We start from the raw sequence: 25,241 nt of genomic DNA on the forward strand, positions 1-25,241 counted from the left end.
ACCCCCGAGCCGTGCCGTACCCCGTCGTGCACGGCCGGCCGAGCAGGACCGGCCCCAGCCCCGGGACCAGCAGTAGCCTCGCCCGCATGAGCCCCGGTCCCTGGACGAGAGACACCCGGACGGTGCGCCGGGTGGAGGTCTCCGAGCACGCCGAGGTGACGTACGGCGAGTGGCCCACGACGATCCCGGCGGTCGAGCAGGTCCTGCGCGACGGGCTGGACCTGCCGGCCGGGGTGACCTTGCTGGTCGGCGAGAACGGCAGCGGCAAGTCGACCTTGGTCGAGGCGGTCGCGATGGCGTTCGGCCTGGCACCCGAGGGCGGCACGCCGTACAGCCAGGAGGGGACGCGCGAGACCGAGTCGCCGCTGCACCACTGGATCCGGCTGGAGCGACCCCTCGGTGCGTCCAAGTGGGGGTTCTTCCTGCGCGCGGAGACGATGCACGGCTACTTCACCCGCCACGAGTCCTTCCGGACCGAGCGCGACCCCCGGTTCCACGAGATGAGCCACGGCGAGGCGTTCCTGGAGGTGCTGCGCACCCGCTTCGACTCACCGGGGCTCTACTGCCTCGACGAGCCCGAGGCCGCCTTGTCCTTCAGCGCCCAGGTCGCCCTGGTCGCCACGCTCCACGACCTCGCCGGCTCCGGAGCCCAGGTGCTGTGCGCGACGCACTCGCCGATCCTCGCCGCCATGCCCGGCGCCCACCTGCTCGAGGTCGGCCCCTGGGGGATCCGGGAGACCCGGTGGGAGGACCTCGAGCTGGTCGCCCACTGGCGGGCCTACCTCGAGGCGCCGATGCGCTACCTGCGGCACGTGCTGGACGACTGAGCCCCCGACCGGCCGGCGCCGGGCGGCCCCGGGCGGCCAGGACGAGGTGATCGACCTCCGACCTGTCGGCGCGGTGAGGCACGATCGTCGCGTGCCCTCGATCCGACCGCCCCACTCCATCGTCCTGCTCGTGGGCCGCGAGGACTACACCCCGCCCACCTCGTTCGCGGGCGGCACGTGCACCGGCACGGTCGACTGCGTCGCGGTGGCCACGCTCAGCCCGGTCGACGGCCCGACGAGCGTGACGATCACCCCGGTCGCGAAGCCCGGCCTCGTGACGCTGGGCGAGTTCACGATCGAGTCCGAGGGCCAGGTCTCGGTGCGCGACGTCTTCCACCGCGACCACGACGCGATGGGCGTCGAGCCGGGCTACGTCGAGGTGCAGGTGCTCGGCAACGACGCCACCGAGCCGGACGAGGTGGTCTTCGTCGTGCGGCCCGGCGCCTGAACGGTCGGGCGCCTGGGTCCTAGGACCGGGTCGCGCCCGCGTCGCTGGTCGCCCGTCCCGGCACCGTCTCGAGGTCCTCGAGACCGGCGGCCGCGAGCATCCCCTCCTCGACCTCGAACGCGTCGAGGTCCGCGGAGCCGGCGGTCGACGCGGGTGACCCCGGGAGCACCCAGGCCACGACCGCGGTGAGGACGCCGAGCCCGGCGGCCACCAGCGCCGTCGCCTGGTACGACCCCTCGTCGGGGACGCCGCCGGCGCCGAACGCGCGCAGCAGCGTGATCGCCAGGCCGCTGCCGATGGCGAACCCGATGTAGCGCGAGACCTGGTAGAAGCCCATCGCGCTGCTGGTCTCCTCGGCCGGCACGGCGCCGACGATGAGCCCGGGCATGGCGGCGAAGGTGTAGCCGAGCCCGATGCCCAGCAGTCCGGTGGTGACGAAGACCTGCCAGAGGTGGGCGTGACCGAAGGCGAAGAACAGCGACGACGCCGAGACCATCAGCGCGCCGAACGGGATGACGGGGCGCAGCCCGATCCGGGCGCTGATCCACGGCAGCGTCCGGCTCACCGAGGCGCTCAGCACCGACAGCGGCAGCAGGGTCAGCCCGGCGACGAAGACCGACTCCCCCAGCCCGAAGTCGGGCAGCTGGACGAACTCGGTGATCACCACCATCGAGACGTACATGACCACGCCGAGCAGCAGTCCGCTCACGTTCGCGGTGAGCACCGGTCGGCGGCGCACGAGCCGGAGGTCGACGAGCGGGTCGGTGGTCCTCAGCTCGAGGAGCGCCCAGGCCACCAGGAGCACCAGCCCGGCCGCGATCATCCCGAGCACCCCGGGAGAGGCCCAGCCCCAGTCGGCGGCCTTGTCGAGCGCGACCAGGAGGAGCACCAGGCCGATCCCGATGATCCCCGCGCCGGGCAGGTCGAACGCGTGCGCGGCGCCCGTGTCCGCGGGCGCCGGCACCACGAGCCAGGCCAGGACGAGCGCCAGCGCGCTGACCCCCGTGCCCACCCAGTACGCCGCGGCGACGCCACCATGGTCGGCGATCAGCCCGGTGATCGGGTAGCCCAGGCCGACGCCCGCGGCCGCGACGACGGACAGGGTCGCGATCACCCGGCCGGAGCGCTCCACCGGCAGGTTCTCGCGCGCCGCCGCCATGGCCAGCGGCATCAGCGCGAGGCCGAACCCCTGGAAGGCGCGCCCGGCGATCAGCAGCGGGAGGCTGGTCGCGACCGCGGCCAGGACGCCGCCGAGCAGCACGGCCGCGAGGTTGAGCAGCAGGACCCGCTTGCGGTGCCGGCCGTCCCCCAGCCGACCGACCAGCGGTGACGCCACGGCGGCGACGAGCACGGTGGCCGTGAGCGCCCACTGCGCGTTGCCGACGCTGGTGTGCAGACGCTCGGCCAGGCGCGGGATCAGCGGGGCGCCGAGGCTGCTGACGATCGAGACGACCGCGCAGACGAAGACCAGGACGGGCACGAAGGCCTGTTCACGAAAGCGGGTCACCCGCGAAACTCTACAGATGTTCTGCACAGATCATCTGCCGAACTGTCTCTATGCTGGGCCGATGACCCCGTCACCGGAGCCCCAGGAGGGCTCGGCCGCGATCGCCGAGGACCTTCGCACGGTGGTCGCGCGCCTCGTACGCCGACTGCGGGCGGGCTACGCCGTCGCGCCCCACCAGTTCAGCGTGCTCAGCACCATCGAGCGCACCGGGCCGCAGACCGCGAGCCAGCTGGCGACGGCGGAGATCGTCCGCCCGCAGTCGATGGCCCACACCCTCCAGCAGCTGACCGAGGCGGGCTTCGTCACCCGGCGCCCCGATCCCGCCGACGGTCGCCAGACCCTGGTCGCCCTCAGCGACGCCGGCCGCCTCGCGATCGAGGAGCAGCGGCGCGAGACCACCGGGTGGCTCGCCGCGGCCATCGACCACGAGCTCGACGCCGAGGAGCGTCGCGCCCTCGCCACGGCCGTGACGCTGCTCGGGCGTCTCGTCGAGCGCTGACCCTCCCGCCGAGCGTCACCCCATCGAGGCGCTGGCGCTGCGGAGCTCCTCGAGGGCCGCGAGGGCGTACGGGGCGAGGTCGTCGCCCGGCGTGCGGTCTCCCTCGGACCACTCGGCGAAGCCGCGCTTGAAGGCGAGGACGCCCATCTCGGCGGCCAGGTGGGCGTGCGGGTCAGGCACGCCGCGGGCGATGAGGGCGTCGGTCATGGCCGAGGCGAGACCGACGTTCTTGAGCACCGCGCGCTCCTGCAGCTCGGTGCTGGCGGCGATCGCGGCGGAGATGCGGGGGCCGAGCTCACGGTTCGCCGGGCCCATCTCGGCCGAGGCGCGCTCGAGGCCGGCGGCGACGGCAGCGAGCGGCGTGGCGTCGGCCGGGGCGGCGGCGATGCCCTCGGCGAGCAGGCGACTGAGGGTCTCCTGGCCGGCGGCGAGCAGCTCGCGCTTGTCGGGGAAATGACGGAAGAAGGTGCTCTTGGTGATCCCCGCGCGCTCGGCGATCTGCGCGACGGTCGTCTCGTCGTACCCCTGGTCGGTGAACAGGTCCAGGCCCGCCAGCACGATCCGCTCGCGCGCCCCTGGTTCCCACCTCGCCATGCGGGACATCCTAGGTCATGGGACTCTTGTCCCATCACGGTGTACGGTGACGGGACAAGAGTCCCATCACCCCAGGAGCGCACCATGCACGTCTTCATCACCGGCGGCACCGGCCTGATCGGCACCGCCGTCGTGGCCGAGCTGCTCGCCCACGACCACACCGTCACGGCCCTCGCGCGCTCGGACGCCTCGGCCCGGGCCGTCACGGCCGCCGGCGCCACGCCCCTGCGCGGCAGCCTCGCCGACCTCGACACCATCAGGGCCGCGACCGAGCAGGCCGACGGCGTCGTCCACCTCGCGTTCGCCAACGACTTCAGCAGCCCCGAGGCGCTCGAGCAGGCCATCGCCGAGGAGACCGCCGCCCTGACGACGATGGGCGAGGCGCTGGTCGGCACCGAGCGGCCGCTGGTCACGGTCTCGGGCACGCCGTGGGTGCCGGGTCGGGCCTCGACCGAGGACGACCCGCTGCCGCTCGACGGCCCGGTCGGCGGACGGGGCCGCACGGTCGAGGCGATCCTCGCGCTGGCCGACCGCGGCGTGCGGTCCTCCGCGATCCGGCTCCCCCGCACCGTCCACCGCGACGGCGACGGCGGGTTCGCGGGGCTGCTGACCCAGCACGCCCGCACCACCGGCGTGGCCGGCTACCCCGGCGACGGCACCCAGCGCTGGCCGGCCGTGCACGCGCTCGACGTCGCCGTGCTCTTCCGGATCGCGCTGGAGTCGGCGCCGGCGGGCAGCGCCTGGCACGCCGTCGACGACGAGGGCGACGCCGTGCGCGACATCGCCGAGGTCATCGGGAGGCGCCTGGGACTGCCCGTCCAGGAGGTGCCCGCGGAGAGCTTCGGCCCGATCGGCCCGATCTTCGCCACCGACCAACCGTCGACCAGCGAGCACACCCGTGCGACGTCGGGCTGGGAGCCGACGCACCCCCGGCTGCTCGCCGACCTGGAGAACCTCCAGCCCTGACCGACCGCCCCACGGGGCGGCGGCCGGTCGGTCGTCGTCGGTCCCGACCGGCCGACGGCGGCCGAGGGGGACGAACCCGGGGTGGCGCAGCGAGGCCGGTGTCCTAGTACCCCTCGGCCGTCCCGTCCCAGCCCCACTGCGGCAGCACGAGGCCCTCGGGAACGTCGTCGGGCGACGCCCACCGGTGGTTCAGCATCGCGGTTCCCCAGGTGAACCAGGCGATCAGGGCAAAACGCAGGTCGGGATCGTCGGGGATGCTCACGTCGTCGAGCGCCCGCACGAAGGCCGCGACTGCGCGGCCGTCCATCTGCTCGTGCGGCCCGTTGCCGGTGTGCGTGCGCACGACCGAGGAGTAGTCGGCGACGTCGGAGGTGTAGGTCGCCGGTCCGCCGAGCTGCTCGGCGAAGTAGGCCGCCAGCCGCTCGGTGTGGTGCTCGTGCACCCCCGCGTGGAAGGCGTGGGACACGACCGGGTCGGCCATCACGCGCTCGTGCCAGGCCTCGGCCAGCGCCGAGCACGCTGCTCGACCACCCATCGCCTCGAAGATGGTCGGCCTCATGGCAGTCACCCTAGGACGGGATGGCCCTGCACTGAAGACCACCAACGAGGACACCCTCCCCGGGAACGCAAGAACCCGCAGGTCAGAGACCTGCGGGTCTTGGGTGGAAGCACAGTGGCAGGTGCAGGATTCGAACCTGCGTAGGCATAAGCCGACGGATTTACAGGGCGGTGGATGCAATGTGTTCACCTGGAACAGGACGGCTGCCGGCTCAACTTCCGTCGGAATTCCGCCCCAAGGCTTCGGAAGACATCACATTGGCCCGTGCCCGCTCAGCAGGCCAGCTCGATCAGGTGCTCACATACCGCCCCCCATTGTGGGGCCACTGGACGGTGGCGCACACCGCCCAGAATGGGGCAGGTCCGCACAGCTCGACGCTAGGGGGTCACTGCGACTCGAGCAGCGACCTGCTGCTGCACCTGGGCATAGACGTCGACGCTCAACTCGGGGGCAACCCACAGCGAAAGAACAACGCCGAAGTCGACGCGCTCGCCCTGCAGACCCCCAGCTTGCCCCTTGCAATTTACGGTCAACTCGAGGTCCGTACCCTGACCGACGCCCACCGCCGGCATGACTTCCCACTCGACGTGCTGAAGCGTCCCTCGCTTCGGCCTGTCGCCCACCGCACCGAGCGCCGTTCCGAGGTTGCTGAACCCCTTCGGCTTCGAGAACTCCAAGACGGCACGGCGATACTGGCGGTGCCTCCAGTTGATAGGAGACAGCCACGCGAGGGTCGCAGTTACGCGCTTGACTCCGCGCACCTGCAGCCCGTTGGGCAGGGGAAGCGCCAGCGTTCGCGACTCGTTCTCGCCTATGTTGCCCACGAACAGAATCGATGCTTCGTTCGGATCACACCCTTCAGCAAGGTGGCGGGCCAACATGCCGTAGCCGTGAGCGGCGTGCCTGAGGCCGTCGTGCACAAGAAGTTCCTCAGGCACCCGAGCGGTGTGCACCACCATCGCTTTGGTGGCGACGGCCAGTTCCGAGCGAGTCAAATCCCGCCCGGCGAGATCTAGAACTGTGTCGACCGCACGTGCAGCGGCACGCGACACCAGCGCGGCAGCTGGGCTGGTGCCGACGGTGAAGGCCTCGCCACCCTTAGCCGCAGCTACCTTGATGCCGGGTCCGAGTATCGACTGCTTCGCCGGGTGGATCACGGTGGCGTTGCCCGCCACCGGAAGCATGAAGCGTGAGCGCCCTCCCGGCGCGACGACATCCGGCTTGACGGATCGGTGATGGCCGGACCCCAGACCGCTCGTCGGGTTGACGATGAGCGCTCCATCAGCCGGGTCGAACTGGTAGGCGGTAACAGGTACGTCCCCGGCTCCATCGTCGTTCAGCGCGCCGACCGTAACGGCGTTGATCGCGTCGGCTGGAGCAAGAAGGCTCCTACGTGGGTTCGTCTCTGCCACGGCTGAGTTGATGGCCTCAGCGCGATCCGCGCCAGAGAGAGCGACCAACGCGTCCGTGCCATCCGGCATCGCCAAAGTGCCGTGATTGCCCGACGAAACGATGACAACAACGCCGTATCTCACGCTCAGCCAGTCAAGCGTCCTGGCCCACGAAGACACCACGCCGTCGAACGGCGCCGCAGGGTCCCCGACCGAAAGATTTACGATCACGACCGACGGAGCCGCAGCCTCAGTCGCGCCGTCACCCTCGAACAGTTCGCGGAAGACCCGCCTCATAAGGTCCGGTGCCAACGCCGCGTCGGGAAGTTCTTCCCAGTTCTCCGATGTGTCCCGCGCCGGAGTGAGAATAGGTCGAACCAGCACGGGACGTGCAGCAGGCGCTTCACCCCGCGCACGGTCGCCCCAGACGCACACCGAGGCCATGGCAGTGCCGTGTCGTCGAAGTTCGGTGTCCACGGCAGTGTCCGACGCGAGGTCGTCCGGATCCGTCACGATGACCCGACCGCTAAGCACCGGGTGGTTCGCGACGGGAACACCATCGAGGAGACACAGCACGGGCTCGCCGGTAGGAACGGGAGCAGCCCTGGAATCGTCGATGGAAACCTCGTCCGAGATGTCGTACGACTGGCCGCTGACCCGGAAGTACATGACGTGAGCCGACTTCACCGCCGCCACAGCGTCGTAGTCTCCCGAAGCGAGGCGCTGAAGTACTTCGAGCGGCACGGTGCACTTCATCCCGTGATAGCCCACCTCCGCGACCTGTGCGACAGAGATGACGCGCCCACCGGCACGCCCGATGAGAGCGGCGACGTCGGCTTCTGCTCGGTTCCGGGCAGCCTCGGCCTGCCGGTACCAGAGTTCGACCTCGACGGTGTGGTCGCCCGGCAGCATGCCTTCAAGGACTGCCGCGACGTCAGCCGCCCGCACACGGTCAACTGGCCCCCACGGGCGGACGTCCTTCATGTGCTCGAAAATCCGTCGCAGCGGGGCGTACCCCGTATCAACCTTGCCGGTGCTCTGCCATTTCCGCCACTGGCCGAGAACGCTGCTCTTCGCCTGCTCGCTCACGCACAGTGCGTGCAGGCAGCCGCCCACGGACAGATCCTTGTTCTTGGTGCGACGGGGAAAGTTGGGGTCAGGCTCATACTCACGCTCAGTCTCGGTGAGGATCTCCAACCCGGCGCGCACCGCTACGTCGCTGAGGTCCTCGCGCTCGTCAATGGCCTCGAACACCACCACCAACTGCGGCTCGCTTGCGCCCAGCGATTGAGCCAACGTCGCCTGCTCGTTGAAGGCGTTGTCGAGGTCGGTGAAGCGGGCGCCAAGACGCTGTCCTTGCGTCGCGCGCGTCGGTACATCGACCGTCGCGCTGCCGCCGGTGTTGGGCGTGAAGATGATTGGCGGCCCCACTTGGCCCCACAGCACGGGCCGCTCGATGGCGGTCCCGTCAGTCATCTGTGGTGGGATTCGCTCGATTCACCCAAACCTTCAGGAGCCGCTCGGTCACCGAGCTCGCGTCCGCGTCGAACCCGTCGAGAATCTGCCGCCGCTGCACGTCGGTGGCGAAGTCCTCCAGTTCGGCGTAACTCACGTCCTTCAGCCGGTCAGCGATGGTCCGCTCGGACTTCCCGAACTCCACGCCGGTCCTCGCAGCCCATGCGCGGAGCCACTCGACCTTGCCCTCGCGGGTCGCCTTGGGCAGAGACAGGCGAACCTGCATCCGTCGCCAAACTGCACGGTCAAGCAATTCCGCGTGGTTAGTAGCGGCCACGACGATAACGTGGCTCGGAAGGCGGTCCACCTGCAGTAGCAGCGAACTCACCACCCGCTTGATTTCACCAGTTTCGTGGGTGTCCCCGCGCTCCTTGGCCACCGCGTCGAACTCGTCGAAGAAGAGTACGCAGGGCCGGATGCGGACCGCGGAGAAGAGGGCGTCCAGGCGGCTCGCGGTCTCGCCGAGGAACGACCCGATGAGCGCCTCGTAGCGGACAGTGAGAAGCGGTACCGCTACCTCGGTCGCGATCGCCTCCGCGAGCGTCGTCTTACCTGTGCCGGGCGGCCCTTCGAGCAGGATGCGGTGGCGAGGCTCGACGCCGTGGCTGCGAAGAAGGTCGCGACGGTGGTGCTCCTCGATAACATCCGCGGTAGCTTGCCGCGCGGCGGAGGGAAGGACAAGGTCAGTCAGTCGTCTGGACGGCTCGGTCTCATGAAATAGGCCCAACGACTCCTGCGGCCGCGAGAGCGGCGATACCGACGAGCCCGGGCTCCTCCGACGAGTGAGGGCATCAGCCAACTGAGACGCAAGCACTCCGTGCTTTTTCGCGTTCTCCTCGGCGATGAGGGCCTCGGCGGCACGGCGGAACGCTAGGTCGTCTCCCCCAGCCCCGGACTGCACCAGCGCGAGGAGCAGGTCACCGCGCGCCATGGCTCATCCTCTCGTCGTTGGCACCACTTTCGCAGACGCATGGCAGCGGTGTAGTGGAGGCCCACTCTCGCGCGTCCTACGAGAGTTGGGACCAGCCTCTCACCGCGGACTGACACATGTCTGCAAATGCGCTCCCGCCTCGTGAACTGCTGCGTCATTCCGACGGGAGTCTCAGTCGGTGCTATCGAGGATTAGGCGGATGGCTTCGTGCGGGACGTCCCACTGCGGGAAATGACCGCACCGCTCGAACCAGTGCAGCACCGCGTCCGGGTACAGCTCGGTGGCACGTGCGGCCTGACGTGGGACTGTCACCAGGTCGCGACGACCCCAACCGATCGTGACCCGGCCGGGCACGGTGCCGGCCGGGGCGCCCTCTTGCTTGGGCCCCTTGGTCAGGGCGTCCAGCGCAGCGCCGGTCCCCGGAGAGTCGGCAAGCCCGCGTACGTCAGGCAGCACCGTGTCGCGGGAGAGCGCCCAGGGCCTCGCCGACAGCTGCGCCAGCAGCGCAGTTCTTCCTACAGGGCTCCCGAGCAGTACTGGCAGCCTGTCGCGCAGCGCCCGCACCAGGGCGATCGAGGGCCGCAGCGTGGCACCGAACACTGCGAGCTCGCGGTCGCTCCAGAAGCCGCCCGGGTCCAACGCGACGGTGTCACCGCCGACGCCCCGACGCGCGAGCTCAAGCACTATCCGACCGCCCATCGACTGGCCGACGGTCGAGACCCCGTCCAAGCCCTGCTCGCGGATGAAGTCCGCGACCGAGTCTGTCAGGGAGGCGATCGAGACCTCGCCGGCCGACGGCGGCGTCTCGCCGAAACCTGGCAGGTCGATGGCGATCACCTCACGGCTCTCGGCCAGTTGGTCGATGATCGGGGACCAAGATCGCCAGCCAGCACCTAGACCGTGCACCAGCAACAAGGGGGTGCCAGCCCCGCGGCGCACATGGTTCAACGTCATGTCGGCGACGCTATCTCGGCGTACCTCGCCGGAGCTTGCCTCACCACTGCCGATCCCCGGACGGTGACGCACGACCGCCCGGAGCGCACTCGGTCGGTCACTCCACCGCCAGTCGGACGCAGCCAATCGGATACCGGGCGCGCGTCGAGGTTGGGAGAGTGTTGCCGCGGCGGGGGAAAGACCGCGGCGTCGCGGAGGTGTAGCCGCCCGTCCGCGAGGTCCTAGGCGCCGCCGGCAAGGGCGTTTGTAGGGGTGTGTTCGGTGGCCCAGCTGGCGAGCAGGCGGAGGGCGTCGGCGGTAGAGGATCCGGGTTCGGCTGAGAACGCGATCAGCTGGAGTCCGCGTTCGGTGCTGACGTCGAGCGCCTCGAAGGAGAGGTCGAGGTCGCCGACCACGGGGTGGGTGACGGCCTTCGTGCCGGTGCGGTGCTCGCGCACGTCGTGGGAGCCCCAGAGCATGCCGAACACCTCGCTGCCGGTCGCGAGTTCGCCGATGAGGTTGCTCAGGTCGCGGTCTCGGGGCGTGCGCCCTGCCTCGGTGCGCAGCAGCGCCACGATCTGTTGTGCCGAGTCGTCCCAGTGGCGGTAGAAGCGGGGCGCGCGGGGGTCGAGGAAGAGGTAGCGCGCGAAGTTCGCGGGCGTGCGGCCGTCCTCGAACATCTCGGAGAACAGCGCCCGCCCGAGTGCGTTGATCCCGATGACGTCCATGCGGCCGTTCTGAACCAGGGCGGGGACGTCGTGCATCGCGTCGAGCAGCTGCTGGGTCCCCGACCGCAGCGTCTGGGTGCGGTGGCGGGGGTGACGACGGCTGGGTGCTGCGCCGTCGTTCGCGGCCCGCATGAGGTCGTGCAGGTGGTTGAGCTCGGCATCGTCCAGCTGTAGAGCTCTGGCGATGCCGTCGAGCACCGCCTCGGAGACGCCGGTGGCGTTTCCGCGCTCGAGTCGGACGTAGTACTCCACGCTCATGCCGGCGACCAGGGCGACCTCTTCGCGGCGCAGCCCGGCGACGCGACGCCGACCGCCGAAGTCGGGTAGCCCGACATCCGCCGGGGTGAGCCTGGCCCGTCTGGTGGTCAGGAACTCTCGGATGTCGTCCCGGATGTCCATGCCTCGACGGTAGGTCACAGCCCTTGCTGGTGGGAGGTACCGCCAGTGACCCTGTAGACGGGGACTCCCTCCACCTGTGAAGCCGCCGTTGACTGGTCGCTGTCGACAACGGCACCGCCTGGCCACCCGGGCCCGGCGGAAGAGGATGGAGGACGTATCCACATGGCTGACACCAAGGTCTGGTTCATCACCGGCGCAAGCCGAGGCATGGGCATCGACATCGCCCAGGCGGCGCTCACCGCAGGGCACCTCGTCGTGGCGACCGGCCGCGACCCGCAGCGCGTGACCGATGCCGTCGGGGCGCACGAGAGCCTGCTGGCACTTGCCCTGGACGTGACCGACCCCGCCGCACCTGCTGCGGCGGCCGCGGCCGCTGTCGAACGTTTCGGCCGGATCGACGTGCTGGTCAACAACGCCGGCAACTTCTACGCAGGGTTCTTCGAGACGCTCAGCGCAGACCAGGTGCGCGCCCAGATGGAGACGAACTTCTTCGGACCGCTCAACGTCACCCGAGCAGTGCTGCCCAAGATGCGCCGGCAGCGGTCGGGCCAGGTCATCACGATCACCTCGACCGCCGGTTTCGTCGGCGGCGGGTTCACCTCGGCGTACGCCGCCTCCAAGCACGCGCTGGAGGGATGGATGGAGTCGCTGGCACCAGAGGTCGCGCCGTTCGGCATCGAGACAATGTCGGTCGAGCCCGGCTTCTTCCGCACCGAGCTGCTGGTCGAAGGCTCCTCGACGCTGTGGCCCGAGATCGACATCGACGACTACACCGAGCAGACCCAGCAGACGATCGCGGCCTGGCGGCAGATGCACGGCACTCAGGTCGGCGACCCCGCCAAGCTCGGCGCGGCCTTGGTCACCCTGTCCGACAGCGGTGCCCTGCCCGGACGTTCATCGCCGGCGCTGACGCAGCCCAGGCCATCGAGCAGAAGCAGGCAGAAGTGCAGGAGCAGATCGACGCCCACCGCGAGCTCTCCGCCTCCCTGTCCCACGACGCCTGAGCGTCGACCCGACTCCCACATCATCGACCCCTCCTGATCGGAGACCCATGACCACCCCACTCGGCATCATTGGAGCCGGAGCCATCGGCGCGACTCTCGCGCGCCTCGCCATCGCCGCCGGCCTCGACGTCCTCATCGCCAACTCCCGCGGCCCCGAGACCCTTGCCGACCTCGTCGCCCAGCTCGGGCCGAACGCCCGCGCCGCCACCGCGCGGGAGGTTGCGAGCGAGGCCGACTTGGTCATCGCGGCGATCCCACTCAGCGCCCACACCGACCTCCCCGCCGATGCGCTGGCGGGCAAGGTCGTGCTCGACACAACCAACTACTACCCCCAGCGCGACGGGCACCTCCCAGCGCTCCACGACCAGGTCTCCACCGCGAGCGAGCTCGTGCAAGCACACCTGGCCGACTCCTTCATGGGTGAAGGCGGCTGTGGTGAGGCGGGGTGGCAGGTGGTGGGACACCTCACCGGGCGCCTCACCACTCTCGGGAACGCAAGAACCCGCAGGTCAGAGACCTGCGGGTCTTGGGTGGAAGCACTGTGGCAGGTGCAGGATTCGAACCTGCGTAGGCATAAGCCGACGGATTTACAGTCCGTTTCCATTGGCCACTCGGACAACCTGCCATGCAGCCCGACCACGTACTGTGGTGCGGCAGCGGAGCGAGAATAGCGCAGCACCGACCCACACACTAAATCGGATGGAGCTCACCCCCAGATGGCCGACTCGTCGTTCGACATCGTCAGCAAGCTCGACCACCAGGAGGTCGACAACGCCCTCTCCCAGGCAGCCCGCGAGATCTCCCAGCGGTTCGACTTCAAGGGCACCGGGGCCGAGATCAAGTGGTCCGGCGACCAGGCCATCGAGATCTCGGCGAGCGCCGAGGACCGCGCCACCGCGGTGCTCGACGTGTTCAAGGAGAAGCTGATCAAGCGCCAGCAGTCGCTGAAGATCCTCGACGCCGAGGAGCCGCGGCAGTCCGGGCGCGAGTCCAAGATCACCGTGGCGCTCAAGGAGGGCATCTCCTCGGAGGACGCCAAGAAGGTCGGCAAGCTGATCCGCGACGAGGGCCCCAAGGGCGTCAAGGTCCAGGTGCAGGGCGACGAGCTGCGGGTCAGCAGCAAGAAGCGCGACGACCTCCAGGCCGTCCAGCAGCTCGTGAAGTCGCAGGACTACGATTTCGCGGTTCAGTTCACCAACTATCGCTGAGGTCGTCCTCCCTGTGCTCCCACCCGTCGCGCCGTACGACGGACTGGCGCTCCCCTTCCCCCTGCGCCCCCACCAGACCGAGGCCCTCGACGCCGTCGAGCGCGCGATCGAGGGCGGCAGCACCCGGCTGTGGGTGACGATGCCGCCGGGGGCGGGCAAGACGTACGTCGGCACCGAGGTCGCGCGCCGGCTCGGGCGCCGGGTGCTGGTCCTCTCGCCCAACACCGCGATCACCGCGCAGTGGGCCCGCACCTGGGAGTCGTACGGCGGGGCGCCCGCGGGCAACCGTCGTGACCTGCGGCGCAGCTTCACCTCGTTGACCTACCAGGCACTCGCGGTCTTCGACGACGAGCGGGCCGAGGGTCGGGCCAGGACCGAGGAGGCCACCGACGACGGGTCCGAGGTCGCTCCCCGGGCCCGCACGCCCCACCTCGACCGGCTGCACGAGCACGGCCGCGAGCTGGTGGAGACGATGCGCGAGGCCGGGCCGCTGCTGCTGGTCCTCGACGAGTGCCACCACCTGATGGAGGTCTGGGGTGAGCTGCTGCGCGAGGTCCTCGACCAGCTCCCCGAGGCGATGGTGCTCGGGCTGACCGCGACCCCGCCGGCCTCGATGACGCAGGCGCAGGCCGACCTCGCGGGCGAGCTGTTCGGCCCGGTGATCTACGAGGCGCGGATCCCGGCGCTGGTCACGGCCGGCACCCTGGCGCCGTACGCCGAGCTCGCCTGGCTGGTCGAGCCGACCGCCGAGGAGTCGGCCTGGCTGGCCGAGCAGTCCGAGCGGTTCACCGCCCTGGTCGCCGACCTGTTCGCCCCGGACTTCGGCTCGACCCCGCTGCCGCAGTGGCTGACCGAGCGCTTCGCGGGCGAGCCGGCGACCGGCGACGAGCGCGCGACCGCCTGGGAGGAGCGGGCCGCCCGCGAGCCCGAGCTCACCGACGCCGTCCTGCGGCTGTCTCACGCCGGCCTGGTCGCCCTGCCCGCCGGGGCCGTCCTGCGCGAGCGGCACCGCACCGACCCGGTGGCGGAGGACTGGCGCCTGGTCGTCGACGACTGGCTGCGCGGGTGCATCCAGACCCGCAGCGAGCAGGAGGGCCCGCAGGCCACGGGCGACCGCGCAGTGCTGGAGTCCGTGCGCCGGACCCTGCCCTCGATCGGCTACGTCTGGACCCGCCACGGCATCCGGTCTGGCCGCGGCACCGTCGACCGGGTCACCGCCCGGTCGCGCTCCAAGGAGACGGCCGTCGCCGGGATCGCCGCCGCGGAGGGCGCCTCGCTCGGCGACCGGGCCCGCGTGCTGGTGCTCTGCGACCACGAGCGCGCCACCGCGACCACCCGACGCCGCCTCGGCGACGGCCCGGGTGAGGAGGCCTCCCTGGCCACCCCCGAGCCCGCCGGCTCGGCCCTCGGCGTGCTGGCCTCCCTGGTCACCGACCGCGAGTCCTCGCTGCTGCACCCGATGCTGGTCACCGGGCGCACCGTGGCGGGCGCCCGCTCCACCCTCGAGGCGTTCGTGGAGTGGCTGCGCCCGACCCACCCGATGGTCGCCGACAGCCTCCAGCTCGGCCCCCAGGACGGCGTCTGGACCCTGACCGGCCGCTGGACCCCCTCGGCCTGGGTCGACCACGTCACCCGCTACTTCGCCCAGGGCCGCACCCGCTGCCTGGTCGGCACCCGCGGGCTGCTCGGCGAGGGCTGGGACGCCCCGTGCGTCACCTCGCTGGTCGACCTCACCACGGTCACCACGCCCACCGCGGTCGTCCAGACCCGCGGGCGGGCCCTGCGCACCGACCCGGCGGACCCCGCCAAGGTCGCGCTGGTCTGGACGGTCGTCTGCGTGGCCGAGGGCCACGTGGCCGGCGCCAACGACTGGGACCGCTTCACCCGCAAGCACCACGGCTACTTCACCGTCGACGAGCGCGGCGAGGTCGTCGACGGCGTGGCCGGGGTCGACTCGACCTTCAGCGAGTACGCCCCGCCCCCGCGCGAGGACCACGACGCCATCGACGCCCGGATGCTCGTGCGCGCCGAGGACCGCGACGCCGTGCGCGAGCAGTGGCGCTCGCGCGGCACGGGCCAGGACGTGGTCGGTCACGTCCTGCGCGTGCGCCGGGCGGGCGCGACCCCGACGCCGCCCGCCGTCGACGCCGGCACCTCCGGGCTGACGTCGTGGAGGACCCAGTCGACCGTGCGGCCGGGCGCCGGCCTGGTCGGCGTACCCCTCGTGGCCTCCGTCGTCCTGGCCGCCGCCGTGCTGCTCGTCGGCCTGCCGCTGCCGGTCGGGATCGTGCTGGCCGTCCTGCTGCTGGCCCTCGGCGGCGTCGCCGCGCTCGCGCAGTGGGGGCGCGCGACCCTCACCGGCGCCAGCCGCCACCAGGTCGGGCTGGCCCACGTGGCCGCGGCCGTCGCCGACGGCCTCCACGCCGCCGGCCGCACCCCCGTCGGCTCGGACGCGCTCCGGATCGGGGTCACCCCCGACGGGCAGGAGTCCTTCGAGCTGACCGGCGCGGGCGAGCAGGGCTCGGCGACGTACGCCGCGGCGCTGGAGGAGGTCGTCTCCCCGATGGCGGCGCCGCGCTACGTCGTGCCCCGGATGCGCACCTCCGCCCCCGCTGGCTGGGAGGGCTGGAAGCGGGGCCTGCGCTCGCGCGGCCGCCACCGCCCCGACGGCGAGGTCTGGCACACCGTCCCGGCCGTCGTCGCCGACCACCGCCGCAACGCCGACGCGTACGCCGCCGCCTGGCACCCCTGGGTCGGCGGGTCGCAGGAGCCGGTCCAGGCCGTCTACGTCCACTCCCCCGAGGGCGCCGGCGTGCTGGCGACCCACCGGGGCGAGGACCCGTTCTCGGCGACCTGCGTCGTACGTCGCACCTGGAGCTGAGCCCGACCCGCCAGCTGTGCTCGAGCGTGCCGACGGGTCGGCGTGCGCCGGGAGGTTGTCAGCCGATCGGCAACGTTCTGGGGTGAACGTTCAGCCGAAGAGGTGACTGATCCCCGGTCAACCGGGGAAACGTCACCCCCAGCCCTCACACCGAGACGGGAGCCGCCACGGCGGAGCGGGGGGCGGCGACGGTGCGGGCACCCCGGGTGGGAGCGAGCCAGACGTCGGTGCCCTCCTCGAGGCCCAGGTGGCGCTGGGTGGCGCGGGTGACGAAGACCTCGACCTCGTCGTGGCCCTGGGCGTCGACCTCGACGGAGAGGCGCACCTCGAAGCCGACCCGCAGCACCCGGGTGATCACGCCGCGGGTGGCGTCGGGGGCGGCCTGCGGCGTGGTCAGCACCTCGATGTCGTGCGGGCGGACGAGCTGGCCGTGCAGGGTCGTGACCGGGCCCAGGAAGCTCATCACGAAGTCCGAGGCGGGCTCGTCGTAGAGCTGGTCGGGGGTGCCGACCTGCTCGATCCGGCCCTCGTTGATGACCACGATCTCGTCGGCGACCTCGAGGGCCTCCTCCTGGTCGTGGGTCACGAACACGGTCGTCACGTTGACCTCGTCGTGCAGGCGACGCAGCCACTCGCGCAGCTCCTTGCGCACCTTGGCGTCCAAGGCTCCGAAGGGCTCGTCGAGCAGCAGCACGGTCGGCTCGACCGCGAGCGCCCGGGCCAGGGCCATCCGCTGGCGCTGGCCGCCGGAGAGCTGCGAGGGCAGCCGGTGGGCGAACTGCGAGAGGTGCACCAGCTCCAGCAGCTCCTCGACGCGGCGGGCGGTCTCGTCCTTGGGCCGCTTGCGGATCTCCAGGCCGAACGCGACGTTCTTGGCCACGCTCATGTGCTTGAAGGCCGCGTAGTGCTGGAAGACGAAGCCCACGTTGCGCTTCTGCGGCGGCAGGTGCGTGGCCTCGCGGCCCTCGATGGTGACGGTGCCGGCGTCGGCGGTCTCGAGCCCGGCGATGATCCGCAGCAGCGTGGACTTGCCGCCGCCGCTGGGGCCGAGCAGCGCGGTCAGCTGGCCGGTGGGCAGGTCGACGGAGACGTCGTCGAGCGCGACGAAGTCACCGAACCTCTTGGTGACGCCGGAGACGTTGATGCTCACTGGTGGTCGTCCTTCGGGCGGAGGAGGGACACGATGACGAGGCACACCATCGCGATGAGGGCCAGCAGGGCGGCCAGGGCGTACGCCGTCTCCTGCTGGAAGTTCTGGTAGGCGGACTCGACCTCCTGGGAGGCCGTCATGGTCTGGCCGGCGATGTTGCCCGAGACGATCTTGACCGCCCCGAACTCACCGATCGAGCGGGCCAGCGCCAGCACGACGCCGTAGACCACGGCCCACTTGATCGCGGGCAGGGTGATCCGGCGGAAGGTCTGGCCCCAGCTGGCGCCGAGGCTGCGCGCGGCCTGCTCCTGGTCGTCGCCGATCTCCTCCAGCACCGGCACCACCTCGCGGATCACCAGCGGCAGGGCCACGAAGACGGTGGCCATGATCATGCCCTTGGAGCCGAAGATGATCTGGAACCCGGCGCCCTCGAGCGCGGGCCCGAACCAGCCGTCGCGGCCGTTGTAGACCAGCACCAGGGCCAGCCCGACCACGACCGGGGAGATCGACAGCGGCACGTCGAGCAGCGTCGAGAGGATCCGCTTGCCGGGGAAGTCGTAGCGCGTCAGCAGGATCGAGACGGTCAACCCGAAGACCAGGTTGATCAGCACCGCGAAGAACGTGACGTAGAGCGTCAGGTAGATCGCGTGACCGACCTCGGGGTCGCTGAGCGCGTCGAGCATGGCGCCGAGGCCGGGGGCGAGCGCGCGCTGGAAGACCAGGTACGTCGGCCAGGCGACCAGCATCACGACGTACGCCACGGCGACGACGCGCAGGGTCCAGCGCACGCCGGCGGGCTCGCGCACCGCCCGGGCCGGCGGGGTGGTGGGGGCCGACGCCGGCGGGGCCGGGGCCGGCTCGGTCAGGGTGTCAGCGGTCACGGCTGGCGAGCCTCCTCTGGAGGACGTCGAGGACGACGATCACGACCAGCGCCACCACGAGCAGGATGGCCGCGATGGCCGACGCCGCGGGGCGGTTGCCGTTCTCGAGGAACGAGTAGACCCGGTTGGAGGCCACCTCGGTGCGGCTGGGCAGGTTGCCCGAGAGCAGCACCAGCGAGCCGTACTCGCTGATCGCCCGGGCGAAGGCCAGCGCGGCGCCCGCGGCGATCGCCGGCACCAGGGACGGCAGGATCACCCGGCGGAAGGTGGTCAGCCGGGTGGCGCCCAGCGACGCCGCCGCCTCCTCCACGTCGCGCTCGAGGCTCTCCAGCACGGGCTGCACGGTGCGGACGACGAACGGCAGGGTGACGAAGGCCAGGGCGAGGAAGACCGCCCACCGGGTGTTGGCCACGTTGACGCCCAACGGGGACTTCGCGCCGTAGAGGGCCAGCAGGACGAGGCCGGCCACGATGGTCGGCAGGGCGAACGGGACGTCGATGACGATGTCGAGCAGCCGCCGGCCCCAGAACCGGTCGCGGACGAGCACCCAGGCCAGGAGGGTGCCCATGACGACGTTGAGGACGGTCACGCCGATCGACTCGAGCACGGTCAGGCGCAGCGCGGCCAGGGTCTGTCCCTCGGTGACGACGTCCCAGAAGCCGCCGGGCCCGAGCTCGGCGGCAGAGACGAGGACGGCGGCGAGCGGGATCAGGACCAGCAGGCTGAGCCAGATCGTGGAGACGCCGAGGCTGAGCGCGGACCCGGGACCCAGCGCCCGCAGGCCCCGGGCCCGACGCGCACGCGTCGGGGCCGGGGCCGGGGCCGGAGGCTTCACCGGGGAGGTGTCGAGGCTCATGACTTCCCGGAGGCGGCGATCAGCTTGGTCACGATGCCGGTCTTCTCGTCGAAGTACTTCTTGTTGGCCGAGGACCACCCGCCGAAGTCGGAGTCGATGGTCAGCAGCTTGCTCGGCGTCGGGAAGGGGTTCGACGGGTCGTTGGCGCCCTTGACGTCGACCTTGACGCTGCTGTCGAGGGGACGGAAGCCCTGCTCGGCGTAGTCGGTCTGGCCCTGGGCGCTCTGCTGGAAGGCCAGGAACGCCTTCGCGGCCCCGCTGGCCTTGTCGGTCAGCGCGGCGGGGTTCTGGATCAGCAGGGTCTGCGGCGGGACGATGTAGTCGAAGTCGGCGCCGGCCTGGCGGGCCTCGATGGCCTCGTTCTCGTAGGACAGCAGCACGTCGCCCGTGCCGCCCTCGAACGCGGTGGTGGCGTCCTTGCCGCTGCCCGGGAAGGCGGCCACGTTGGCCAGGAACTTCTTCAGGTAGGCCTGGGCCGCGGTCTCGTCGCCGCCCTGCGCCAGCACGTGCCCGTACGCCGCGAGGATGTTCCACTTCGCCGAGCCGGACGAGCCGGGGTTCGGCGTCACGATCTTGACGCCCGGCTTGACCAGGTCCTCCCAGGTCTTGATGCCCTTGGGGTTGCCCTTGCGGACCACGATCGAGACGACCGACTGGGTCAGGATCCCCTTGGTCGAGCCGCTCTTCCAGCTGCTCGGCACCAGCTTCGCGTCGACGAGCTTGGACACGTCGGGCTCGAGCGAGAGGTGCACCTCGTCGGCCTTGAGGCCCGCGATCACCGCGCGCGACTGGTCGCCCGAGGCGCCGTACGACTGCGAGAAGGTGACGCCCTTGCCGGCGGAGGTCTTCTGGAAGTCGGCGATGACCTGCTTGTTGGCGGTCTTCATGACCGAGAAGCCCACGACGTTGACCGAGCCCCCGCCGCTGCCGCTGCCGCCCGAGGCGCTGCTGCCCGAGGAGGCCGGGTCCGAGCACGCGGCGGTGGTGAGCAGGGCGGTGGCGAGGGCGGCTGCGCCGAACCACCGGACGGGGTTCTTGCGAGTCATGGTCGTGCCTTTCGTTCGTGTGGGCGTCACGCTCCTGGAGGGCGTTAAGCAAGTAAGTTACTACGCTTTAGTGAGCCCATCGAATTATGAGACACCAGTCCGCGTGTCGGACGCATCACGTGTGGTCGAGGTCGGGCGGATCGGCGGACTATCGTTGATCCTCGGTGTCCGCGCGCCCTCCCAGGGCTGTTCTCGCGCGGGCGCACGTCGAGGAGAGAGAAGGTCAGTGACCGTGGCCAAGCAGGTCAAGCAGCTCGATCGCGTGATCATCCGGTTCGCCGGCGACTCGGGTGACGGCATGCAGCTCACCGGGGACCGCTTCACCCAGGAGTCGGCGGCCTTCGGCAACGACCTGATGACGCTGCCGAACTTCCCGGCCGAGATCCGCGCGCCCCAGGGCACGCTGCCCGGTGTCTCGTCGTTCCAGGTGCACTTCGCCGACCACGACATCCTCACCGCGGGCGACGCCCCCGACGTGCTGGTCGCGATGAACCCGGCCGCCCTCAAGGCCAACCTCTCGGACATGAAGCCCGGCACCTCGGTCATCGTGGACAGCCACGACTTCTCCTCCCGCAACCTGATCAAGGCCGGGTACGCCGAGAACCCGCTCGAGGACGGTTCGCTCGCCGACCACGCGCTGACCGTGCTCGACCTGACCGGCATGACCGTCGAGGCGGTCAAGGAGTTCGGTCTCTCGCGCAAGGACGCGGGCCGCGCCAAGAACATGTTCGCCCTGGGTCTGCTCTCGTGGATGTACGGCCGTCCCGTCGAGACCACGCTGGACTTCTTGGAGAAGCGGTTCGCCAAGGTCCCCGACATCCGCGACGCCAACGTCACCGCGTTCCGCGCGGGCTGGAACTTCGGTGAGACCACCGAGGCGTTCGCGGTGCAGTACGAGATCAAGCCCGCCCCCATGAGCGCCGGCACCTACCGCAACATCACCGGCAACCTGGCGCTGGCCTACGGCCTGGTCGCCGGCGGCGTGCAGTCCGGGCTGAGCCTGTTCCTGGGCACCTACCCGATCACCCCGGCCTCCGACGTGCTCCACGAGCTGAGCAAGCACAAGCGGTTCGGCATCACCACGTTCCAGGCCGAGGACGAGATCGCCGGCATCGGCGCCGCCCTGGGTGCCTCCTTCGCCGGCCACCTCGGCGTCACCAGCACCTCCGGCCCCGGCGTCGCCCTGAAGTCCGAGACCATCGGCCTGGCCGTGATGACCGAGCTGCCCCTGGTCGTCGTGGACGTCCAGCGCGGCGGGCCCTCGACCGGCCTGCCGACCAAGACCGAGCAGGCCGACCTCCTCCAGGCGATGTTCGGGCGCAACGGCGAGGCCCCCGTGCCGATCGTCGCCCCGCAGTCGCCCGGCGACTGCTTCGACGCCGCCGTCGAGGCCGTGCGGATCGCGGTCACCTACCGCACCCCGGTGATGCTGCTCTCCGACGGCTACATCGCCAACGGCTCCGAGCCCTGGCGGATCCCCGAGCTCGACGAGCTCCCCACGATCGACCCCGACTTCGCCACCGGCCCCAACCACGAGTCGACGGACAAGGACGGCAACGTCACGGCCGACTTCTGGCCCTACCTGCGCGACGCCGACACCCTGGCCCGCCCGTGGGCGATCCCGGGCACGCCCGGCATCGAGCACCGCATCGGCGGGCTGGAGAAGGGTGACGGCCACGGCAACATCTCCTACGACCCGGCCAACCACGACTTCATGGTTCGCACGCGCCAGGCCAAGGTCGACCGGATCGCCGACTCGCTGCCCCCGCTCCAGGTCGACGACCCGAGCGGTCGGGCCAAGGTGCTCGTGCTCGGCTGGGGGTCGACGTACGGCCCGATCGGCGCGGCGTGCCGTCGCGTCCGCCAGGCCGGCCACGACGTCGCCCAGGTGCACCTGCGCCACCTCAACCCGTTCCCAAAGGACCTCGGCGAGATCGTCACCGGCTACGACAAGGTCATCATCCCGGAGATGAACCTCGGCCAGCTGTCGCTGCTGGTCCGCGCGAAGTACCTCGTCGACGCCGTCGGCTACAACCAGGTCCGAGGCCTGCCGCTCAAGGCCGCCGAGCTGGCCGAGGCGATCACCGAGCTGATCGAGGAGATCTGATGACCACCGCTGCACTCCCCTTCCCCGGCCTCCAGGGCGTCCCGACGCTCGAGGAGGGCCAGGCCCCGCTGACCGGCAAGGACTACACCTCCGACCAGGAGGTGCGCTGGTGCCCGGGCTGCGGCGACTACGCTGTGCTCAAGGCCGTGCAGTCCTTCCTGCCGGGTCTGGGCCTGCGCAGGGAGAACATCGTCTTCGTCTCGGGGATCGGCTGCTCCTCGCGGTTCCCCTACTACCTCGACACCTACGGCATGCACTCGATCCACGGCCGCGCGCCGGCGATCGCGACCGGCATCGCCACGGCCCGCGAGGACCTCTCGGTCTGGGTCGTGACCGGTGACGGCGACGCACTGTCGATCGGCGGCAACCACCTGATCCACACCATGCGCCGCAACGTGAACCTCAAGATCCTGCTGTTCAACAACCGGATCTACGGCCTCACCAAGGGGCAGTACTCCCCCACCTCCGAGCCCGGCAAGGTCACCAAGTCGACCCCGGCCGGGTCGGTGGACCACCCCTTCAACCCGGTCTCGCTCGCGCTCGGCGCCGAGGGCACCTTCGTGGCTCGGACCGTCGACTCCGACCGCAAGCACCTCACCTCGGTGCTCGCCGCGGCCGCCGCCCACCGCGGCACGGCGCTCGTGGAGATCTACCAGAACTGCCCGATCTTCAACGACGGCGCCTTCGACGCGATCAAGAGCCCCGACACCAAGGCCGACGCGATCATCCCGCTGATCCAGGGCGAGCCGATCCGCTTCGGCGCCACCGGCCCCGACGGCCGCGGCGTCAAGGGGATCGTGCGGTCGGCCTCCGGCGGCGTCGAGGTCGTCGAGGTGACCCCGGAGAACGAGTCCTCGCTGCTGGTCCACGACGCCCACCACGACGACCCGACCACGGCGTTCGCGCTGTCGCGTCTCACCGACGCCGGCGTCCTGCACCAGTCCCCGATCGGCATCTTCCGGTCGGTGGAGCGCTCGACGTACGACGACCAAGCGCGGGACCAGATCAGGACCGCCGCCTCCGCCCAGGACGACCCGGTCGCGGCGCTGGGCTCGCTCATCAACGGCGGCGACACCTGGACGGTCGTCTGACCCCGCACGCACCGAACGGGCCCGTTGCCTCCCACGTGGGAGGCACCGGGCCCGTTGCGTCGTCGGGCGGTGCTACTTCTTGGCGGCCGAGACCCGGACGAGCTTCTTGTTGACGAACTCGTCCATGCCCCAGGGGCCGAGCTCGCGGCCGAAGCCGGAGCGCTTGACCCCGCCGAAGGGCAGGCCCGGCATCGTGGTGCCGTGCTCGTTGACGAAGGCCATGCCGACCTCGAGCCGGTCGGCCACCTCGCGGGCCTTGTCCTCGTCGCTGCTCCACACCGAGCCCGAGAGCCCGAAGGACGAGGAGTTCGTCAGCTCGACGGCCTCGTCGGCGCCGGCGACCTTGTAGACCACACCGACCGGACCGAAGAGCTCCTCGCGGTAGGCGTCGTTGTCCGGGGTGACGTCGGCGAGCAGCGTGGGCTCAAAGAAGGCGCCGGGGCCGTCCACGCGCTTGCCGCCGGTGAGCACCGTGGCGCCCTGGTCGACGGCGCGGTCGACCTGCTCGGCCAGCGTCGAGGCGGCCGACTCCGAGGACAGCGGACCGAGCGCGGTCTTGGGGTCCATCGGGTCGCCGGGGGTCATCGAGGCGAAGGAGGCGGTGAGCTTCTCCACGAACTCCTCGTAGAGCGAGTCCACGACCACGAAGCGCTTGGCCGCGTTGCAGGCCTGGCCGGTGTTGGACATCCGGCCCCGCGTCGCGGACTTCACGGTCTCGTCGAGGTCGGAGGAGTCGAGCACGATGAAGGCGTCGGAGCCGCCGAGCTCGAGCACCACCTTCTTCAGGTTGCGACCCGCGATCTCGGCGACGGCCGCACCGGCCCGCTCGCTGCCGGTCAGGGAGACGCCGTGGATGCGCGGGTCGGCGATCATGTCGGCGACCTGGTCGTTGGTGGCGAAGATGTTGACGTAGGCGTCGCGGGGCAGGCCGGCGTCGTGGAAGATCTCCTCCATCAGCAGCGCCGACTGCGGGCAGCTCGGCGCGTGCTTGAGCAGCACGGTGTTGCCCAGCATCAGGTTGGGCGCGGCGAACCGGGCCACCTGGTAGTAGGGGAAGTTCCACGGCATGATCCCCAGCAGGGGACCGACCGGGAGCTTGCGGACGACGGTCTGGTCGGCGCCGGGGACGTCGAGCTCCTCGTCCTCGAGCAGGGCGGGGCCGTGGTCGGCGTACCACTGGTAGATCGCGGCGGAGAGCTGCACCTCGCCGACGGCCTGGCGCAGGGGCTTGCCCATCTCGAGCACGATCATCTTGGCGAGCTCGTCCTCGCGCTCGCCGTAGGCCTTGGCCACGGCGGTGAGGATGTCGGCCCGCTCGGCCGGCGTGGTGGTGCGCCAGCTCTCGAAGGCCGACTGGGTGCGGGTGAGTGCGTCCTGGACGCCGGCGGAGTCGAGGTCCTCGAACTCCTGGACGGTCTCGCCCGTGGACGGGTTGATGGTTGCGTACGTTGCCATGCCCCCTGTCTACTCCGCGTCCCTGGCGGCGGCCACCACCGGGAGTCCCGCTCCGGGCCCGCCGCCTCGCCGCGGAGGCCCACCCGGTCGCCGAGGAGGCCCATCTGGCGGCCGAGGAGGCCCATCTGGTGCCCCAGGAGGCCCATCTGGCGGCCGAGGAGGCGCGTCTGGTCGCCGAGGGGGCTGGTCTGGTGCCCGAGGAGGCTCGACTGGCGGATGGTCTCTGCTGACCGGAGCGACATGGAGTTCAGCCGTCTCCGCGGGG

Annotated in this window: 21 protein-coding genes, 1 tRNA gene and 1 pseudogene; 10 read left to right on the plus strand and 13 right to left on the minus strand. The window is 70.9% G+C overall.

All coding sequences use genetic code 11. The annotated features are described in order from the left end of the window. The first annotated feature begins 86 nt into the window (after positions 1-86). Complete coding sequence (locus ACYVDA_RS10040; RefSeq protein ID WP_460817847.1) at positions 87-827, plus strand: AAA family ATPase; 741 nt, start codon at positions 87-89, stop codon at positions 825-827. A gap of 91 nt (positions 828-918) precedes the next feature. Then, complete coding sequence (locus tag ACYVDA_RS10045; RefSeq protein ID WP_460817849.1) at positions 919-1,275, plus strand: hypothetical protein; 357 nt, start codon at positions 919-921, stop codon at positions 1,273-1,275. Between the two features lie 19 nt (positions 1,276-1,294). Here ACYVDA_RS10045 and ACYVDA_RS10050 read toward each other — a convergent pair whose 3' ends face one another. After that, positions 1,295-2,782 carry an MFS transporter gene (locus ACYVDA_RS10050; RefSeq protein ID WP_460817851.1) on the minus strand — a complete coding sequence of 496 codons (1,488 nt, stop codon included), beginning with the start codon at positions 2,780-2,782 and terminating at the stop codon, positions 1,295-1,297. Positions 2,783-2,843: 61 nt separating this feature from the next. On the opposite strand from ACYVDA_RS10050, the gene ACYVDA_RS10055 reads away from it, so the two are divergent. After that, positions 2,844-3,281 carry a MarR family winged helix-turn-helix transcriptional regulator gene (locus ACYVDA_RS10055; protein ID WP_460817854.1) on the plus strand — a complete coding sequence of 146 codons (438 nt, stop codon included), beginning with the start codon at positions 2,844-2,846 and terminating at the stop codon, positions 3,279-3,281. 15 nt (positions 3,282-3,296) lie between these two features. Here ACYVDA_RS10055 and ACYVDA_RS10060 read toward each other — a convergent pair whose 3' ends face one another. After that, positions 3,297-3,875 (minus strand): TetR/AcrR family transcriptional regulator, encoded by a 579-nt coding sequence (locus tag ACYVDA_RS10060; RefSeq protein WP_460817856.1) that lies wholly within the window; start codon positions 3,873-3,875, stop codon positions 3,297-3,299. An 84-nt stretch (positions 3,876-3,959) separates the two neighbouring features. Here ACYVDA_RS10060 and ACYVDA_RS10065 point away from each other — a divergent pair, with 84 nt between their 5' ends. Then, on the plus strand, positions 3,960-4,841 hold the full coding sequence (locus ACYVDA_RS10065; RefSeq protein ID WP_460817859.1) for an SDR family oxidoreductase: 882 nt from the start codon (positions 3,960-3,962) through the stop codon (positions 4,839-4,841). 103 nt (positions 4,842-4,944) lie between these two features. Here ACYVDA_RS10065 and ACYVDA_RS10070 read toward each other — a convergent pair whose 3' ends face one another. The 5 genes from ACYVDA_RS10070 to ACYVDA_RS10090 all read right to left on the minus strand — a co-directional run bounded on the left by ACYVDA_RS10070 (position 4,945) and on the right by ACYVDA_RS10090 (position 11,297). Beyond that, the gene (locus ACYVDA_RS10070; RefSeq protein WP_460817861.1) at positions 4,945-5,400 is read right to left on the minus strand and encodes a globin domain-containing protein; all 456 of its coding nucleotides are present in this window, start codon (positions 5,398-5,400) and stop codon (positions 4,945-4,947) included. Between the two features lie 377 nt (positions 5,401-5,777). Then, positions 5,778-8,267: a S8 family peptidase gene (locus ACYVDA_RS10075; protein WP_460817863.1), complete on the minus strand. Its 2,490-nt coding sequence runs from the start codon at positions 8,265-8,267 to the stop codon at positions 5,778-5,780. Further along, positions 8,260-9,237 (minus strand): AAA family ATPase, encoded by a 978-nt coding sequence (locus ACYVDA_RS10080; protein ID WP_460817866.1) that lies wholly within the window; start codon positions 9,235-9,237, stop codon positions 8,260-8,262. Before ACYVDA_RS10080 ends, ACYVDA_RS10075 begins: the two co-directional genes overlap by 8 nt. Positions 9,238-9,408: 171 nt before the next feature. Beyond that, complete coding sequence (locus ACYVDA_RS10085) at positions 9,409-10,176, minus strand: alpha/beta fold hydrolase (RefSeq protein WP_460818162.1); 768 nt, start codon at positions 10,174-10,176, stop codon at positions 9,409-9,411. A gap of 236 nt (positions 10,177-10,412) precedes the next feature. Next, positions 10,413-11,297: a helix-turn-helix domain-containing protein gene (locus tag ACYVDA_RS10090; protein ID WP_460817869.1), complete on the minus strand. Its 885-nt coding sequence runs from the start codon at positions 11,295-11,297 to the stop codon at positions 10,413-10,415. Between the two features lie 162 nt (positions 11,298-11,459). Between ACYVDA_RS10090 and ACYVDA_RS10095 the strand changes: the two genes are divergently transcribed. Both ACYVDA_RS10095 and ACYVDA_RS10100 read left to right on the plus strand, forming a co-directional pair. Then, positions 11,460-12,338, plus strand: coding sequence for an SDR family oxidoreductase (locus ACYVDA_RS10095; protein WP_460817870.1), 879 nt, complete (start codon positions 11,460-11,462; stop codon positions 12,336-12,338). A gap of 10 nt (positions 12,339-12,348) precedes the next feature. After that, positions 12,349-12,624, plus strand: a pseudogene (locus tag ACYVDA_RS10100) (NAD(P)-binding domain-containing protein); the annotation flags it as partial. 219 nt (positions 12,625-12,843) lie between these two features. On the opposite strand, the gene ACYVDA_RS10105 reads toward ACYVDA_RS10100, so the two are convergent. After that, a tRNA-Tyr gene (locus ACYVDA_RS10105) sits at positions 12,844-12,926 on the minus strand. Between the two features lie 91 nt (positions 12,927-13,017). Here ACYVDA_RS10105 and ACYVDA_RS10110 point away from each other — a divergent pair. Together ACYVDA_RS10110 and ACYVDA_RS10115 are read left to right on the plus strand one after the other, a co-directional pair. After that, positions 13,018-13,509 carry a YajQ family cyclic di-GMP-binding protein gene (locus tag ACYVDA_RS10110; protein ID WP_460817872.1) on the plus strand — a complete coding sequence of 164 codons (492 nt, stop codon included), beginning with the start codon at positions 13,018-13,020 and terminating at the stop codon, positions 13,507-13,509. 13 nt (positions 13,510-13,522) lie between these two features. Then, positions 13,523-16,390 (plus strand): DEAD/DEAH box helicase family protein, encoded by a 2,868-nt coding sequence (locus ACYVDA_RS10115; RefSeq protein WP_460817874.1) that lies wholly within the window; start codon positions 13,523-13,525, stop codon positions 16,388-16,390. Positions 16,391-16,535: 145 nt separating this feature from the next. On the opposite strand, the gene ACYVDA_RS10120 is transcribed toward ACYVDA_RS10115, so the two are convergent. The 4 genes from ACYVDA_RS10120 to ACYVDA_RS10135 are packed head-to-tail and all read right to left on the minus strand — an operon-like array spanning position 16,536 to position 20,323. Then, positions 16,536-17,540: a sulfate/molybdate ABC transporter ATP-binding protein gene (locus ACYVDA_RS10120; RefSeq protein WP_460817876.1), complete on the minus strand. Its 1,005-nt coding sequence runs from the start codon at positions 17,538-17,540 to the stop codon at positions 16,536-16,538. Continuing rightward, on the minus strand, positions 17,537-18,421 hold the full coding sequence (locus ACYVDA_RS10125; protein WP_460817879.1) for a sulfate ABC transporter permease: 885 nt from the start codon (positions 18,419-18,421) through the stop codon (positions 17,537-17,539). Before ACYVDA_RS10125 ends, ACYVDA_RS10120 begins: the two co-directional genes overlap by 4 nt. Further along, entirely contained in the window at positions 18,411-19,277 is an 867-nt protein-coding gene (gene cysT / locus ACYVDA_RS10130) for a sulfate ABC transporter permease subunit CysT (protein ID WP_460817880.1), read from the minus strand. Before cysT ends, ACYVDA_RS10125 begins: the two co-directional genes overlap by 11 nt. Beyond that, positions 19,274-20,323 carry a sulfate ABC transporter substrate-binding protein gene (locus tag ACYVDA_RS10135; RefSeq protein WP_460817882.1) on the minus strand — a complete coding sequence of 350 codons (1,050 nt, stop codon included), beginning with the start codon at positions 20,321-20,323 and terminating at the stop codon, positions 19,274-19,276. The genes cysT and ACYVDA_RS10135 overlap by 4 nt, the downstream gene beginning before the upstream one ends. A gap of 232 nt (positions 20,324-20,555) precedes the next feature. On the opposite strand from ACYVDA_RS10135, the gene ACYVDA_RS10140 reads away from it, so the two are divergent. Then, on the plus strand, positions 20,556-22,430 hold the full coding sequence (locus ACYVDA_RS10140) for a 2-oxoacid:acceptor oxidoreductase subunit alpha (protein WP_460817884.1): 1,875 nt from the start codon (positions 20,556-20,558) through the stop codon (positions 22,428-22,430). Then, positions 22,430-23,521, plus strand: a complete 1,092-nt coding sequence (locus tag ACYVDA_RS10145; protein ID WP_460817886.1) for a 2-oxoacid:ferredoxin oxidoreductase subunit beta — start codon at positions 22,430-22,432, stop codon at positions 23,519-23,521. Before ACYVDA_RS10140 ends, ACYVDA_RS10145 begins: the two co-directional genes overlap by 1 nt. Before the next feature lie 72 nt (positions 23,522-23,593). Here the strand turns inward: ACYVDA_RS10145 and ACYVDA_RS10150 are convergent, their stop codons facing one another. Continuing rightward, on the minus strand, positions 23,594-24,976 hold the full coding sequence (locus ACYVDA_RS10150) for an NAD-dependent succinate-semialdehyde dehydrogenase (RefSeq protein WP_460817889.1): 1,383 nt from the start codon (positions 24,974-24,976) through the stop codon (positions 23,594-23,596). Between the last annotated feature and the right edge of the window lie 265 nt (positions 24,977-25,241).

The sequence above is a fragment of the Nocardioides korecus genome (assembly GCF_054778395.1).

Coding starts and splice junctions, on each gene's coding strand:
- ACYVDA_RS10055 (WP_460817854.1), top strand. CDS start 2,844: ATGACCCCGTCACCGGAGCCCCAGGAGGGCTCGGCCGCGATCGCCGAG.
- ACYVDA_RS10070 (WP_460817861.1), bottom strand. CDS start 5,400: ATGAGGCCGACCATCTTCGAGGCGATGGGTGGTCGAGCAGCGTGCTCG.
- ACYVDA_RS10110 (WP_460817872.1), top strand. CDS start 13,018: ATGGCCGACTCGTCGTTCGACATCGTCAGCAAGCTCGACCACCAGGAG.
- ACYVDA_RS10080 (WP_460817866.1), bottom strand. CDS start 9,237: ATGGCGCGCGGTGACCTGCTCCTCGCGCTGGTGCAGTCCGGGGCTGGG.
- ACYVDA_RS10090 (WP_460817869.1), bottom strand. CDS start 11,297: ATGGACATCCGGGACGACATCCGAGAGTTCCTGACCACCAGACGGGCC.
- ACYVDA_RS10135 (WP_460817882.1), bottom strand. CDS start 20,323: ATGACTCGCAAGAACCCCGTCCGGTGGTTCGGCGCAGCCGCCCTCGCC.
- cysT (WP_460817880.1), bottom strand. CDS start 19,277: ATGAGCCTCGACACCTCCCCGGTGAAGCCTCCGGCCCCGGCCCCGGCC.
- ACYVDA_RS10150 (WP_460817889.1), bottom strand. CDS start 24,976: ATGGCAACGTACGCAACCATCAACCCGTCCACGGGCGAGACCGTCCAG.
- ACYVDA_RS10065 (WP_460817859.1), top strand. CDS start 3,960: ATGCACGTCTTCATCACCGGCGGCACCGGCCTGATCGGCACCGCCGTC.
- ACYVDA_RS10060 (WP_460817856.1), bottom strand. CDS start 3,875: ATGGCGAGGTGGGAACCAGGGGCGCGCGAGCGGATCGTGCTGGCGGGC.
- ACYVDA_RS10075 (WP_460817863.1), bottom strand. CDS start 8,267: ATGACTGACGGGACCGCCATCGAGCGGCCCGTGCTGTGGGGCCAAGTG.
- ACYVDA_RS10145 (WP_460817886.1), top strand. CDS start 22,430: ATGACCACCGCTGCACTCCCCTTCCCCGGCCTCCAGGGCGTCCCGACG.
- ACYVDA_RS10040 (WP_460817847.1), top strand. CDS start 87: ATGAGCCCCGGTCCCTGGACGAGAGACACCCGGACGGTGCGCCGGGTG.
- ACYVDA_RS10095 (WP_460817870.1), top strand. CDS start 11,460: ATGGCTGACACCAAGGTCTGGTTCATCACCGGCGCAAGCCGAGGCATG.